Consider the following 15,781-nt stretch of genomic DNA (forward strand, 5'->3'; position numbering starts at 1 on the left):
TATATTCCCTTCTAAATAAATGATAAATTTGTCAAAATTGTTCTTGCTTCAGCTCTTGCTCAATAAGCATTTCATGCTGAGGCATAAGCTTGAACTCAAGTATTAAGATTGAAATTTAATTGATTTGTACTTCAACTGAAGGAAAATGTTGATTGGCCTTTCATTCAATTAACACTACCACTATATTTAAATGAATATATTGTTCTATTACCAGTACTTTGAGATAATGATAAATTATATGAATAACTTAAATCTTTATGTATTCATCCATTTTCATTGTCATATGCTCATTCTCTTGTTGAAATTTTAATGTTTGAAAAACTTTTAATTAAAGCATCTTTACCAAGTCCAGGTGTATAGTAAATATTTTTATTATCTCCATCATATTGAGTTGAATTATATGCATCAACTCTTTGAACTCCACTATCATGATAGATTCCTGTTTCTATTGTTCCTGTGTAATTGACATTAACAGAACCAAAATATTTTGAATCTTCTTTTGCATAAATTTTTGCAAATTTATATGTTTTACTGCTTTGATCGATTAATATATCATTTTTTGAAAGATCTTTATTTATATTAATGATCGCATTTAAAATAGTTGTGTCAGTAGGATTTTTAAAAACTCCTAAACTTGTATTTTTTAATACTTCACTCAGATTTATACCAACAATAAACATAACTTGAATAGATCCAGTGTATTTTTTTGAATTTTCGTTTGCATTGATTATTGCAGTTTGTTCTTTCAAATCAATTTCATTAACGTATACATCTTTTGTATCTAATTTATTATTTTTTAATTTTGTGTGCTCCAAAATTGAGGCTTGATTAACAGCTTTTATTATTTTACCAATAACAACATTATTAACTACATCTTTAATATGTTCTCCAATATAAAATGTGACAATTGTTGAACCAGTATAATAAAGTGATCCTTCAACTGATGAAATCAAAGCTTTTGTTTCTGTTATATCAGAAATTCATAATTGACTTCAAATAATATCTTTACTATTATTTTTTAATTTAATTCCCTCTTGAATACTAGATTCATCGGTATTTAAAAGCACACCAAGAATTGTATTTGAAATAACATTTGAAACATGTTCTAAGCTGCTTGTTAAATTTGTTAATGTTACTTTGAAACTTAATGTTCCTGTAAAATATGGGTTTTGAATTGCTTTAAAAGAAATTCTTTGTGTTATTGAACCCCCTTTATTTGGGACTTCTAAAGTTAAACCCTTAATTTCTCATTGTTCTCTATTATCTATTATTGAATCTCAAACATCAAATAAAAGATCTTCATTTTCCAAATTTGAATCAATCATTGGTCATTTAATTTCTTCAAGATATTCTTCTTCTGTAAATTCTTTTCCATCAAACATAGAAATGTCAGATGTAAAATCATTAACTCTAATTCTTGATAAATTTTCTTGTTGTGCTCTATTGTTATACACAACTACATTATTTTCATTATAAGATTTAATATTTTTAGTAACTCCAAAACTTGAAAATGCTAATGTCATCGGGAGTATAACTGCTAATATTTTTTTCATTCTTCTCTCCTTTTTATTTTGCAGAATTATTTCCAAATTTTTCCCACAAAAACAAAAAAGTTTTCCTACAAACCTTTTATATAACATAAAAAATAAAAAAGCAACACTTATATTGATTAAATTTAAAAGTTTAATCCTCATTAGTGCTGCTTTTTCTCTAAAACATTATCTAAAATTTTTTATTTTTTAGCTTCTAATTCATTTCCAACAGTTTGTTCAAGTTCTTCAAATTTTCCAGTTCTAATAAACTGTAAAGTTTCTTCCACGTTAATCAAATGTTCTCCAGCTCTTTCTAGATTTTTCATTTGTCTAACAATTGTAATAACTTTTTTAGCTTCTGCTTGATCTTTTGAAGTTCTCAATTTTTCTGCTAATGTTAAACTCAATTCTGTAAATTGATGATTTAATTCAGTTTCCATTTTTAAAACTTTTTTATGTTGATCATTGTCATAGTTTTCAATGATTGCAGAAATAATGTTTAACATAACATTAACTAAGTCAAACATTTTTGAAATATAATCAATCTCTATAGGTTCTGGATTATATTTTACTGTAAAACTACAAATGTGTTTTGCCACATCGGCAATTCTTTCAATCTCTCTACTAATCAAAACTCCCCCAACTGCTAAACGTAAATCTCCAGCAACCATTTGTTGTTTGGCGATTTTTCATAATGCCATTTTTGTAAAATTATTTTGCATGTCGTTAATTTTAACATCACCTAAAACTACTTCTTGTGCAAGTTCTAAATTTCTATTTTTTAATGCATCAAAAGTTTTTGCATATTGAGATTTGGTTGATTCAACTAAATTAATTAAATCTTTTTTAATTGCTTTTATATCATTATCTAAAATTTTATTGTATGACATATCTTTTTTCCCCTATCCAAATCTTCCTGAAATATAATCTTCTGTTTTTTGATTTTTTGGGTTAGTGAATATTTTTTTAGTTCTATCGTGTTCAATTAATTGCCCCTGTAAAAAGAACGCTGTAAAATCACTTACCCTTGTTGCTTGTGCCATTGAGTGTGTCACTATTACTATTGTATACTCTTCTTTTAATTTTAATATAAGTTCTTCAACTTTTAAAGTAGCAATTGGATCAAGCGCACTTGTTGGTTCATCCATTAATAAAATTTTTGGACGCATTGCAATTGCACGAGCAATACATAATCTTTGTTGTTGTCCTCCACTCAATCCAAGAGCTGAATCTTTTAAATAATCTTTAACATCATCTCAAAGTGCAGCTTTTCTTAATGAGTCTTCTACAATTTGATTTAAGGCATTCTTATCTGTTACTCCTTGATTTCTTGGACCAAAAGCAACATTGTCATAAATTGACATTGGAAATGGATTGGCTTTTTGAAATACCATTCCTACTTCAGTTCTCAATTTAACAACATCAGTTCCTGATTCATAAATGTTTCTTCCATTAACAATTATTTTTCCATCAATTGCAGTGTTATCAACTAAATCATTCATTCTGTTAATTGATCTTAGTAAAGTTGACTTACCACAACCCGAAGGCCCAATAAAAGCAGTAACAGTATTTTCTTTAATTTTCATATTAATATCAAACAATGCTTGTTTTGCACCACTATTGTAATAAAAATTTACATTTTCAATTTCTATAACATTATCTCTTTTTGAGAATGCAACTTTTTTTGGTTTGCTTAAGACTTTTTCTTCACTAATAATTTCTAAATCATCTTCTTTTATTTCTAAATTATCTATTGTCTTTGTGTCTGCCATTTTCTTTTGCCTCCTTTGTAATATTTTTAATAATTGAGTTTCTTGTTTTTGAATTTTTCATATGAATTTTTAAACGCTTAAAGTTAAATGCATTTTTAATTTTTCTTGCTCTTGCTCTAAATCAATGACCAATTGCAATAAAGTCACCTTTATAATTGTGTTTTACAATTTTTGTATATTGTAATTTTCAATATGCTCTAAAGCCAATTTTCTTATATCCAGGATCTAATTTTTTAGCAACATATTTACTAAATCAATTTAATCCCAATACCATAACAATTGTAACTAGAGCTAATTGATATGCAACTCCCAAAGTTGCTGGATCGCTTCCTTCAGCTGCCATCATATAAATTTGAGTTGTCAATGTTGCACCAGAAGAGAAGAATCCTTCTGTTGGCATTCTTACAGATGTACCCAAAGTTAAATAAACAGGAGCAGATTCACCAATAATTCTTGCAACAGCTAAAATAGTTCCTGTCATTAATCCTTGCATTGCATTTGGAATTACAACTTTCATAATTACTCCAGTTTTTGTTAATCCCATTCCATATGCAGCTTCACGATATGCATCTGGAACATTAGTGATTGAATCTTCAAATGAACTAATTAATGAAGGTAAGATAACGATTGTCATTGTTAAACTTGATGCAAAAATTGACATTGGAATTCCCATCAATACAACAAATAAACTTAAACCAAATACCCCAAAAACAATACTTGGAGTTGAAGCAAGAACGTTAATTGCAAAACGAATTGTCTTTGCAAAACGACTTCCTTTTTGAGCATATTCTGCTAAATAAATTGCCACAAACAATGCTAAAGGAATTGCAAATAAAATAGTACCAACAACCAACATCATGGTTGTTAAGATAGTTGCAAATATTCCAGCACGTTGTCCAGATATTTCAATAAATGCTCCTGGATCAAAGCCAATTATTCCTTTAACAAAAACTGTTAAAATAATTCAACTGGTGAAACCAACAATGATAGCTGTTGAAGTTATCATTAATGTTTTTAAAATTCCACTTTCAAGTTTTTTTCGAAATCTTTTTTCTGTATGTGTCTGAACTAAAACAGTTAACTTATAAGAATCAAATTTATAATGATTTTTAATTCCCTTAACTTTTTTATGTTTAATATTTTTAATACTTTTTGTTTTTTTATTATTTAAACTTCCAATTGCAATAATTAATAAGTTAATAATAATAACCACAAAGAATAAAATTAGACCAATTGCATAAAGTGCTGACTCATGTTGAGTTCCGTGATTTTCTAACATTTCTAATCCAATTGTTCCAGCCAAGGTTCTAATTGAAGAGAAAATAAAACCTAAGAAACCATCATTTGTGTTTAAACCTTGTGATGAGTTTCCAGCAATTAAAATAACTGCCATAGTTTCTCCAATAATTCTTGCAACTCCAGTAATGATTGCTGTAATAACTTTTGGCATAGCACTAACTAAAACAACTCCAAAAGTTGTTTTTTCTTTTGTCATTCCTAAACCTAATGAAGCTAAACGATAACCTTCACTTACTCCTTCAATTGCATTAATTGAAAGTGTAATCATTGTTGGTAAAGCCATGAATGCAAGTGTGAAACTTGCAGTCATCATGTTTCCCCCAGTTGGTGCACCCATCTTTACAAAGATTGGACCAATTTGATCAAGTGCAAATAAACCAAAAACAACTGAAGGGATACCTGCTAATAATTGAATAATTGTAATTACAAATTTTTTTAATTTTCCAGAAAGATATTCTGTAATAAATAATGAACTAAAGATTGTTAATGGAATTGCAAATAGTAATGCAATAAATAGCATCATAATCGTTGATAAGATTATTTTAAATATTCCATAATTTCCAGCATTATCTTTTCCTGGTGCTCAATTTGATCCAAAAATAAATTTAAAGAATCCAAAGTATTGAAAAGCAGGAATTGATTTATATAAAATAAATGAAACTAAAATTGCAAGAATAAGTAATGTCACGGTTGTAATTGTAATAATACTTCATTTTGAAGTCATATCAATTTTTGACAGCTTAGTCTTTGGCATACTTTTAATTTGTTTGGGGTCAACAGTTTTTTTCATGTTACTCACCTTGCCCTTGCTTTAATTTAAAAGTTGCTACAAGTCCTTCATCTTTAAAGTCTTGTTGAATTGCTTGATAAAAATTATTTGATGGATTTTTTGGATCAAATGCCATTATCATTTCTGCAAAGAAGTCTACTAATGAATTAAAATGTTTACTATGAGTATTGTAAATTGATACAAATGGTCTTTTAAATTCATAACCATCTTCATCTTTTATAAATTCTTCATTTGTTTTACTCATATCAAATTCAAATTGATCACCATTTAGTTTCATAGCAAATTCTCATTCACCATTTTCCTCTGCATCAGCTGGATTACCTAATTTTTTATCATTGATCCCAGCAACTCTAACTCCAGATTCTTTTGTTATTTGTTTTATAAAAGCATATGAAACATATCCAATAGCATTTCCACTACTTGAAATATTTTCAAGCATAGCACCATTTGAATTTACTACGTTTGATGTGTCCATAGTCTTAATACCAGTTAAATCACTAAAAGCACTTCGTGTTCCTGAACCATCTTCTCTTGTAAAAGTTGTAATTCTTTCATTTGAATTTGGAGGAACATTTGCTCCACCATCAATGTCTCTTGCAAGTTGTGCTCAAGTATAACCACCATTATAAATTTCTTTAAGTGCATTTTCAGTTTTATTCTCTAATTTAAAATTAAATTTATCTTCATATTGTTCTGTAAATCAAGTTGGTGCTTTATAAATAATTACAATAGCATCTAAAGCAAATTCAAAGCCAACATATGAATTATGTTTTCCTTGTTCAGAACCTAAAATTTCTAATTTATTCATAGTTTCTTTAAAATTTTGTGCTTCTGAAAATTCTGTTTCAATACCTGTTGCATCTAAAAATGTGTATCCATCAGTTAATGTTGCATCAGTTACATCTTTTGAAATGAAACCAGCTCCATACATTTCTTTTTCAACACCACTGACTCCAGCTTGACTACCTGTTGAATTATAAATAAAGTCTTGACCAGTCTCTTCGTAATAAGTTTTTGTATAATGCTGCATAAATGGATTGACACTTGTACTTCCACCTAAAATTACATAATTTTTAGGTGCAACAAAAGATCAAATCCATAAACCCACCATTACAGAAAAGATTGAAATTAAAATGATACTTAATTTCTTGCTCATCATTGTCTCCTTATTAGTACATTTAAACTAATTTGAATTACTCATTTGTTTTGCTTCTACTAATTTAATTTGTACAAGCTTTGTAATTCCTTTTTGTTGCATTGTTGCTCCAAATAGGATGTCACAATTTTCCATTGTTCCAATTCTATGAGTTACGATCATAAATTGAGTTCCTGTTGTAAATGTTTTAATATATTTTGCAAAACGTTCAACGTTGGCAATATCTAATGGGGCTTCTACCTCATCTAAAATTACTAACGGTATTGGTTTTACTTTTAAGATTGAAAATAGAACAGAAAGTGCTACCATTGATTTTTCTCCCCCAGATAATAAATTTAAATTACTAATTTTTTTACCAGGTGGTGAGATTTTAATATCAATTCCAGAATTTAAAATATCATCTGGATTTGTATAAATTAAGTTTGCACTTCCTCCCCCAAATAATGTTGCAAATGTATTTGGAAGAGCATTATTAACATCTTTAATAATTTTTTTGAATTGAACAATCATTTGTTCATCCATATCATTAATTGCTTCTTTTAAATTATTAATTGATTCAAGAACATCATTTGTTTGTGAAACATATGTTTCATATCTTTGATTTTCTTCTTCATATTCTTCGATTGAATCAAGATTAACATTTCCAAGAGACTTAATTTCATTTCTTAATTTATTAATACGATCTCTTGTTGTTTGTTCATCTTCAATACTTGTTGATTCTAATTCAAGAGCTGCCTCATAAGTTAAATTATAATTTTGAGCCAATCTCTCTTGAGCTGATGATTGTTTTTCAAACATTAATAAACCATCAGTTGTAATTTTTGAATATTGGTCTTTTAAAGCAGAAAGCATTATTCTATCTTCATCGATCACAGAGTTTAATGTATTTTGTCTATCATTTGATTTATCTTTAATAGAACGTAGAACATTAATTTGTTGTTGAATTTCTTCTTTTAAGCTTTCTTGTTTTGAAATTTGTTCAATGATTTCAATAATTTGTTCATCAACTGATTGGAAACCTTGTTCAGAACCATTTAATTCTTTTCCAGTTAAAATACGATATTCTTCTCTAACTTCTGCAGTTTCACGTTCAATAATTTCAGTTGATTGTTTTGAAGCACCAATTGCAATTTGAATTTCTTGAATTTCTTCACGATGAATTTCAATTTTGTCACTTAACTGCGCAACTTTTTCAATTAATTCTTTTTCTAATAAATCTAAATTTTGTTTTTGAATTTCTAATTCAGAAATTTTTACAGATTCATTTAATAAATTATTTTTAACTTTACGACTTCCCCCAACAATTGCTCCATGTGGTAAAACTCTTTCACCATCTAAAGTCACAATGTGGAATTTGTAATTTGTCAATTTTGCAATTTCAATTGCATTATCATATTTTTTTACAACAATATGATTTGCCAGTAAATAATCTAAAACTATTTGATATTTTTTTTCTGTTTTGATCAATTCATTTGCAAAACCAATAAAACCATCTGCTTTTTGAATTGCAAAACGCATATCACTTGAAATAAAATTTGCTTTTAATGTATCAAGTGGTAAGAATGTTGCATAACCTGCTTTATTTGATTTTAAAAATTCAATTGCTTGTTTTACATCAGAAGAATTGTTGGCAACAATATTTTGTAATGAGTTTTGTAAAATACTTGAAGCTGCAATTTCATATTCTTTATCAACATTAATTACATCTTGAACTGTTCCAATAATTCCAGAAAGCACTTTTTTATTTTCTAAAATATTTTTAACACCTTCAAATAAACCTTCATGAGAATTTTTTCTCATATTTAATGTTTCTAAACTTGTTTCAATTTTTGCTGCATCTTTTCTTATGTAGTCTAATTTTGAATTGATATCAAATCTTTCTTTACTTAAACTATCAAGATTAGTTCTTTTTTCTACTTTATCTGCAAGTAATTTTGATAATTTTTGCTCTTCTGAATTAAGTTTAATTTCAAGCTCTTTTGCTTTATTTTTTAAATCACTAATTCTAAATTCTTTATCATCAATATCAACTTTTGATTTTTTTGATTCTAAACTAATTCTTGAAACTTTAAGTTTTCCAATTTCATCAACAATTTTTGTATATTCACGGTTTAATTTTGAAAGTTCTTTTTCTTTTTCAAAACTTGATCTATTGATATTATTAAATTCATCTGACTTTGTTTGAATTTCTTTTTCTAATGAAGAAATTTTTGTTTTCATTTCAATTTTTTCATCATTTAATTCATTAATTCTTTGTTTATATAATTGAATATCTTTAACTAAAACTGCAACTTCAATTTGCTTTAGTTCATCAAACTTTGTTTGATATTCTAAAGCCTTTTTAGATTGTCTCTTTAAACTTGGTAATTTTCTTTCAATTTCATTAATAATGTCATTTAAGCGATCCAAGTTTTCTTGACTTCTAATTAATTTACGAATTGCTTCTTCTTTTCTTTTTTTGTATCTTGCAACTCCAGCAGCTTCGTCAAATAGTCTTCTTCTTTGTTCTGGACTTGATTCAACAAATGTTGAAATTGAACCTTGTGAAATAATTGCCAAACTTGACTTAGTTAAACCAGTTTCAAGAGCAACATCTTGAATATCTTTTAATCTAACTTTGGCACCATTAATATAATATTCAGATTCTTTTGTTATTTTAAAATACTTACGTGTAATTGATACTTCATTATAATCTAAAGAGCTAAATGCTCGTTTACTATTGTCAAAAACAAGAGTGACTTCTGCCATATTTAAGCCTTTGCGATCACTACTTCCAGAAAAAACAATGTCTTCCATTGAATCTCCACGAAGTGATTTAGAAGATTGTTCTCCTAAAGCTCACATAATTGCATCAGTAATATTTGATTTACCCGAACCATTAGGACCAACAATCCCTGTCATAGCAAAATCATAGTTTAAAGTGGTTGGTTCAGCAAAAGACTTAAAACCAAACGCTTCAATACGTTTTAAAAATATCATAATTTTTTACCTCTTGTTTTTGTATATAGCCGTCCTATATAACTTACATTTGTTATTATATAGATTTTTGAAAATAATCAAACTTTTAACATATAAAAAAACCCTTTATACAAAGGGTTTAACAATTAATTTTATTTTATTGAACTTTCTTAATTTTTGACAATGCATTCTTGGCAGACATTTGTTCTGCTTGTTTTTTGTTATAACCTGTTCCAATTCCATAAACCATTCCATCAAGTGTACAATGAACAGTAAATAAGGTTTTATTGTCCTCAATTTTTTCTTGACTAACAGTAATATATGAAAGTTCATTGCGCATTTCAATTTGAATTAGTTCTTGTAACTCAGATTTGTAATCAATAATTGATTCTAAAAATATTTCAGTATTTTCATCTTTAAAGATTGTGCCATTAAGTCAGTTTTCTAAAGCTTGTGCTCCAGCATCTAAATAGATGGCAGCTGTAATTGATTCATAAACATCTGATAGGATAGAATCTTTTTCATATCCTTTAGATTCAAGTTCTCCTACACCAAGACGAATAAATTGTCCCAAACCAATTTTTTGAGCAAATTTAGCCAAAGTTTCTTTTCTAACTATTGAACTGCGATATTTTGTCAATATTCCTTCATTAGATTTTGGATACTTTTTAAACAAAACTTCACTAACACGCATTTGTAAAATAGCATCACCTAAAAATTCTAATCTTTGATAGTTTTTTGTTAATCGATGCTCATTTGAATATGAGTTATGAGTTAAAGCTTCATTATAATAATCTAAACTATTAACTTCAATATTAAATTGTTTTAAAAAGTTTTTCACAATTATTTAACCTTTAATGCTGTTTTAACTCTATTTAAAACATCATTTTTAATTGCATTATATGTCATTTTTAATGTTGCATAAAATGATTTAACATCACTTGATCCATGAGATTTAAAAGCAATTTTATTTACTCCAAGTAAAATTGCTCCAGCATGATTTTTATAATCAAATTTAGCAGCAACTTCTTTAAATGCACCTTTTAAACGTAAAGCTGCCAATTTTCTACCAAAAGTTTTTGTAATAGCACTTTTAATTTCTGTTAATAAGTTTTTGGCCATTCCTTCTATTGCTTTTAAAGCAATATTTCCTGTTAAACCATCAGCTACTATAATATCTGCTATTCCTGAAGTAATATATCTTGATTCAATATTACCAATAAAATCAAGTTCACTATTTGCTTCTAATAATTTATAAGCTTCTTTATGAACTTCTAAACCTTTTGATTTTTCTTCTCCAATATTTAATAATGCAATTTTTGGTGTTTCAATTCCTCTTACAGCTTTTGAATAGGCATTTGCCATAATAGCAAATTTCTCAATATCTTGGGGATCACATTCTAAGTTAGCACCAACATCTAATAATAAAGTAATTTTATCTTTTATTAATGTGGGAATTACAGGCATAAATGCTGGTCTTTCCACACCTTCCATTTGTTTTAAAATGAAAAAACTTCCAGCAATAAATGGAGCAGTTGCTCCTCCTGTTGTAATAGCATCTGCTTTTCCTTCATTTACAAGTTCAAGTGCTCTAACCATTGAAGAATCTTTCTTTCTTCTAATTTCCATAATTCCATCAGTCATTTCAATAACTTGACTAGTATTTAGAAAATCTACTTGTTCTGGGTTATATTTCTTTTTCAATAAAGCCTCTTTAATTGTAGCTTCATCTCCAACAAATATGATTTTTAAGTCTTTTTGCTCACCTAAAAGTTTAATAGCAGCATCAACTGCTGGAATTAAACCATTATCTGAACCCATCACGTCAAACGCAATTGTTTTTAATTCCATATTTATTTATCTCCAATCTATTCTAAATTATATAGTATTTTATTTTTTAGAAAAATAATTTGTAAATAAAAAATACATTACTAAGTAATGTATTTTTTATTTATTGTATTTTGCTTTATTTTCTTGTTGTTTTGAACTTCCTTTAGAACAACAAGGACATTGTTTTGTCAAACAAACTTGACAACTAATACACTTTAAACAACTTTGACATCCATGAAATGAACCACTGCAAACTCTACAAGTATAACAGTTATGTGCTCCTCCAGGACAACATGCATCATTTTGTGCATTATTATTTTTTGGTAATGGCATAATTTGGGCCCTCCTATTAATAATAATAGGTTTATTATATCAAATTTTATTTTAACTTACCAAGTATGTTAATGGTTGCTTTTTGATTTGATACATGGCAGCAATTCAACCAGCAAACATTATTCCCCCAATAGCAATAAATGATACTACTGGCAATCAAAGTACTGTTGGAATAGTTACAAGAACTGTAAATTTATTTCATACAATCATTTGAATAATATTTCAAGTCACAACTGATCCAATATATGCAGTTATAAATGCTATTAGTGAACCTGTAATATATCGTCCCATAACCATTCAATTGATTTTGCGATCATTATATCCAAGTGACCTCATAATTGTAATAATATTGATTGAATCACGCACAATAATATTCATAATAACTATCAATAGAACTGTTAATAATAGAATATCAATTAAAATATACATTACCATTGAGTTTGTCATTGCAGACATTAATGAATCAATTGCAGCTTTTATTAGTGGAAATACCATTATATTTCCCCCTAATACATTTCCATCCATAAAATAATTAATTTTTTCATCTTCGACAAATGATTCTGCTTTTAATTCTTTAAATCATTTTAAAAACTTTTCAATTGGATCACGAATAGGCTCAGCTCAGTCAGGTAAAGGTAAATTTTCAATATCCATGTCATCAATAATTGGTGAATATAAATCTAAAATTGTTCCCATTCACGATGTATCAATTCCAGTTCAAATTGAAGTTGATTCTAATTTACCTTTAAATGAACTTGCTAGATTTTGAATATTTTTTAAATCAAATTTACCTTCAAGACTTGCTCTTGTGCTATACATTGAAGTAAATTGTGGCTCTAAATTCATAGTTTTTAATTCATCAGAACCAATGTGATTTATTAAAGTTTTATAATCAAATCAAATTGATTGAGTCATATTTGCAGCTTCATTAATAGCTGCAACTCTAACTTTTAAAACTTGAGATCCTTTATTACCTAAATTAATTTGAAATATATCTCCAACATGTAAATTTAATAATTTTGCTAATCGATAAGCTATGACACCATTAATAAATTGATCATTTTCATCTGTTAACTCTTCTAATTGACTTGAACTTACAGAAGTAAGATTAAAAATAACACTTGGATCACCATATTTTTTACTTGCAAAATCCATTGCGGTAAAAGTTGAAGAATCTCCTATTTCTGAATTTCCTTCTATAAAGTAAGGCATATCAAATGCAAAACTATCAGTTTTTGAATTAAAGAATACAGTATTTGCAGCAACAAATTGATCTCTTGAAAAATCTTTAAAGTAAACTTCTTGTAAAAGAGAAGAAAAAATTGGACTTGCTCCTGCTTCAGCTGCTCTTGAATTTTCATTATTATTGCTATAGTTATTATTATTATTATTATTATTTGATTCTAATAAATATTTTTGATATCCTTCAATATCACTACATGAATTATAATTTAGGTCAGTTGAAAAACAACTGTATTTAGCAATATCACTTAATCATATTCCTGAAATTTGATCTTCATTTTCTCCAGTTGGGGCTCGTAATGTAAATACATTATTTAAATTATCACTTTTTTCTCAGTTATTCATAGTTTGAACAAATGAATCATAGTTATAATATCAACCTTTAACTTGATTTACACTTAGTTGTCCAACCAAGTCTAAAGGAGCTAATAATGCAGTAAGATTTGAAACAATTGGAATTACTGCTTTGATTTTCTCTGCATTTGCAGGTGCAATGTTTTTTATTTCTTTAATTGCTAGGTCTCTTGCTTCTGCAATAGTGGCAAATAAAATATGAATATTGTCATAATGTATAAATGAATCTGAATTATTTTTAATATAATTTTCTACACTACCTTCTTGTGCAAAATCTATATATTTAATATCTGGTTGTTTAACTTCATCTCTATATACTAATTCATCATCTTTATTAAACTTTAACTTTGAAGTTGAAGACATATCATACTTGTGATTTACATCACTTGTAAAGAAATTAAAACCACCGTTAATCATGTCATTTATTACTGGTAGTGCTCTTAATTGAAGTGAAAATAGAAATGAACTAAATCCAATTAAAGTCATAATTAAAACATATTTACCTTTTGAAAACTGCACAAAAGATTCTTGCATTTTATAGGTAAATCCAATGTTTTTTTTCTTCATAATATGCAAAATTAATTTATTAATACCCATAAAAATAAATGATGGGAAAAATAAAATGTAGGCAACATAAACCATTCACGGTTTTTTCTGTTTTGGTCCAAAACTTAATAATTGTAATGCACCCTCATTTAAATATTTAAAGATTGTTATATAAGCTACTAATGCAAATAAAGCAGGAATAATAATAAAAACAGTTAATAAAAATATTGGATTTAAATAAATTGATTGATAATTAAAAATTACCATGCCTCTAAAAGTATTTTCAGCAGCATCTATTTGGAAAGGAATTGATGCTAAATATCCAAGAATTATACCTATGGCCATTGTAATAAATGTTTTAAGAGAAAAAATTCATGTTAATTCACTAGTTTTATAACCCATAGCTTTAAAAACTCCAAGTTGTTTTCTAGTTGAATTAATTTCTTTTTTCAAGACAAATATAATAAAGAAAAATGAAAGAAATAATAAGATTCCCCCAATTACGGCAAAAATTCAAGTCATAATTGTTAAATTAGTTAAAGTTGTAATTTGCAAATGATATTTCATTGCAGTGAAAGTTGAAGTACCTGGTTTAAAAATACTTTGTATGCCATCATTATCTGAAGATGAGAAATATTTATTTAAGTCAGCATTAAAATTTTTAATCATTCTATCTTGATTAAAATATAAACTTGATGAAGAAACAAATTTTTCTCCCAAAATTTTTCCAAATAAAATTTCATCATTAAAGAAAGATTTTTCAACAAATATTTGACCATAGTTTGTAATTGAATCAAAGATTGAAGTATCTATAGGTGCAATTGTTGAATATTTATTTGCAATTCCCACAATTTTAAACTTTACAGTTTTTGAAGTTGTGCTTGATAAGGGCATATCAATTTCAAAAACGTCACCAATATCTAAATTGTGACTCTCTGCATAGAGATCATTTATATAAGCTTCATATTCATTAGTATCTTTTGTATATTCTGCAATTTCTTTTTGACCTTTATCAATAATTAAGTTATTAAGTTTTGCACCTTTTTCATTTGAAAATGATGGATTATACGATTCAATTTTATAAGTATAACCATCTGATCCTTTTGTAGTTTTTAATTCTAACTTATCAAAAACTGCAAACTCTGCTGTTGAATTTTGTTCTGTCATTTTCATAAGTGCATTATTAACAATATATGATTGAAGATTATTTAAACTATGAGTATTATCGGCTGTATTTAAAAATTCACCTTTAAATACGTCTTTTACTAAAATAGTTTGTTCTTCATTACCAATGTTAATAGTCAGTTCAACTTCTGGACCATTTCTTCTATATGATTGTAGAAAAAAACTTGTAATCCTTTGAACTGCTTCTTTATAGTTTTCAGATTCTTCTTCAGTAGCTAAAATTGATTTTTGACTTTGATTAGTAATATCAGAAATTTTGGCCATTTCTTCTTCCTTATTTTCTGCATAAGCTTTAATAATTTCTTTAGCTGGATCTGTAAATCAACCATTTTCTTTTTCTTCTAATAATAATAGTTTCTCACCTTTATATTCAATTGAAAATTCGCCACCTAAATAAATATTGTTATATAAAAAATCATCATCGTATGATTTATTATATTGCATTTGTTGATCTCATGTATTTGTCTTAGATTTTAAACTAGATGCTTTAAAAGAAAGTTGCAAAGGAGTTGCCAACATTCCCAAAACAACCATAGTGAAAATAAGTAAAAAAACAATAGTTCCTATAGTTTCTACTCATGACTTAATAAATAATTTAATATAAGACTTAAAAATATTTTTCATTTGTTAGTTTCACTCTTTTTCTCTTGAATATTTAATATTATTTTAAAAAATCCCCCTTATAACTATACATGGGGCACCAATAATTAAATAATGTTTCTTCTTTTATTAAGAAACATTAAAACACATATCTATACTTGATTTTAGCATTTTTTTTTTTTTT

Annotated in this window: 10 protein-coding genes; all 10 read right to left on the reverse strand. The window is 27.1% G+C overall.

What is annotated here, in order from left to right:
* Positions 1–11: 11 nt before the first annotated feature.
* Positions 12–1,553, reverse strand: coding sequence for a hypothetical protein (locus SCULI_RS04270; protein WP_025363404.1), 1,542 nt, complete (start codon positions 1,551–1,553; stop codon positions 12–14).
* A gap of 179 nt (positions 1,554–1,732) precedes the next feature.
* Positions 1,733–2,422, reverse strand: coding sequence for a phosphate signaling complex protein PhoU (gene phoU / locus SCULI_RS04275; protein WP_025363405.1), 690 nt, complete (start codon positions 2,420–2,422; stop codon positions 1,733–1,735).
* A gap of 12 nt (positions 2,423–2,434) precedes the next feature.
* Positions 2,435–3,304, reverse strand: a complete 870-nt coding sequence (pstB, locus tag SCULI_RS04280; RefSeq protein WP_084656586.1) for a phosphate ABC transporter ATP-binding protein PstB — start codon at positions 3,302–3,304, stop codon at positions 2,435–2,437.
* Positions 3,279–5,393: a phosphate ABC transporter permease PstA gene (pstA, locus tag SCULI_RS04285; RefSeq protein WP_025363407.1), complete on the reverse strand. Its 2,115-nt coding sequence runs from the start codon at positions 5,391–5,393 to the stop codon at positions 3,279–3,281. The genes pstB and pstA overlap by 26 nt, the downstream gene beginning before the upstream one ends.
* A 1-nt stretch (position 5,394) precedes the next feature.
* Positions 5,395–6,549: a phosphate ABC transporter substrate-binding protein gene (gene ptsS / locus SCULI_RS04290; RefSeq protein ID WP_025363408.1), complete on the reverse strand. Its 1,155-nt coding sequence runs from the start codon at positions 6,547–6,549 to the stop codon at positions 5,395–5,397.
* 27 nt (positions 6,550–6,576) lie between these two features.
* Complete coding sequence (locus SCULI_RS04295) at positions 6,577–9,528, reverse strand: chromosome segregation protein SMC (protein ID WP_025363409.1); 2,952 nt, start codon at positions 9,526–9,528, stop codon at positions 6,577–6,579.
* A 136-nt stretch (positions 9,529–9,664) separates the two neighbouring features.
* On the reverse strand, positions 9,665–10,354 hold the full coding sequence (rnc, locus tag SCULI_RS04300) for a ribonuclease III (RefSeq protein ID WP_025363410.1): 690 nt from the start codon (positions 10,352–10,354) through the stop codon (positions 9,665–9,667).
* Positions 10,351–11,352 (reverse strand): phosphate acyltransferase PlsX, encoded by a 1,002-nt coding sequence (gene plsX, locus SCULI_RS04305; protein ID WP_148294482.1) that lies wholly within the window; start codon positions 11,350–11,352, stop codon positions 10,351–10,353. The genes rnc and plsX overlap by 4 nt, the downstream gene beginning before the upstream one ends.
* Positions 11,353–11,454: 102 nt before the next feature.
* On the reverse strand, positions 11,455–11,670 hold the full coding sequence (locus SCULI_RS04310; RefSeq protein WP_025363412.1) for a hypothetical protein: 216 nt from the start codon (positions 11,668–11,670) through the stop codon (positions 11,455–11,457).
* Between the two features lie 51 nt (positions 11,671–11,721).
* On the reverse strand, positions 11,722–15,621 hold the full coding sequence (locus SCULI_RS04315; protein ID WP_025363413.1) for an ABC transporter permease: 3,900 nt from the start codon (positions 15,619–15,621) through the stop codon (positions 11,722–11,724).
* Positions 15,622–15,781 lie beyond the last annotated feature (160 nt).

The sequence above is a fragment of the Spiroplasma culicicola AES-1 genome, from assembly GCF_000565175.1.
In the GTDB taxonomy this organism is placed as follows: domain Bacteria; phylum Bacillota_I; class Bacilli_A; order Mycoplasmatales; family Mycoplasmataceae; genus Spiroplasma_A; species Spiroplasma_A culicicola.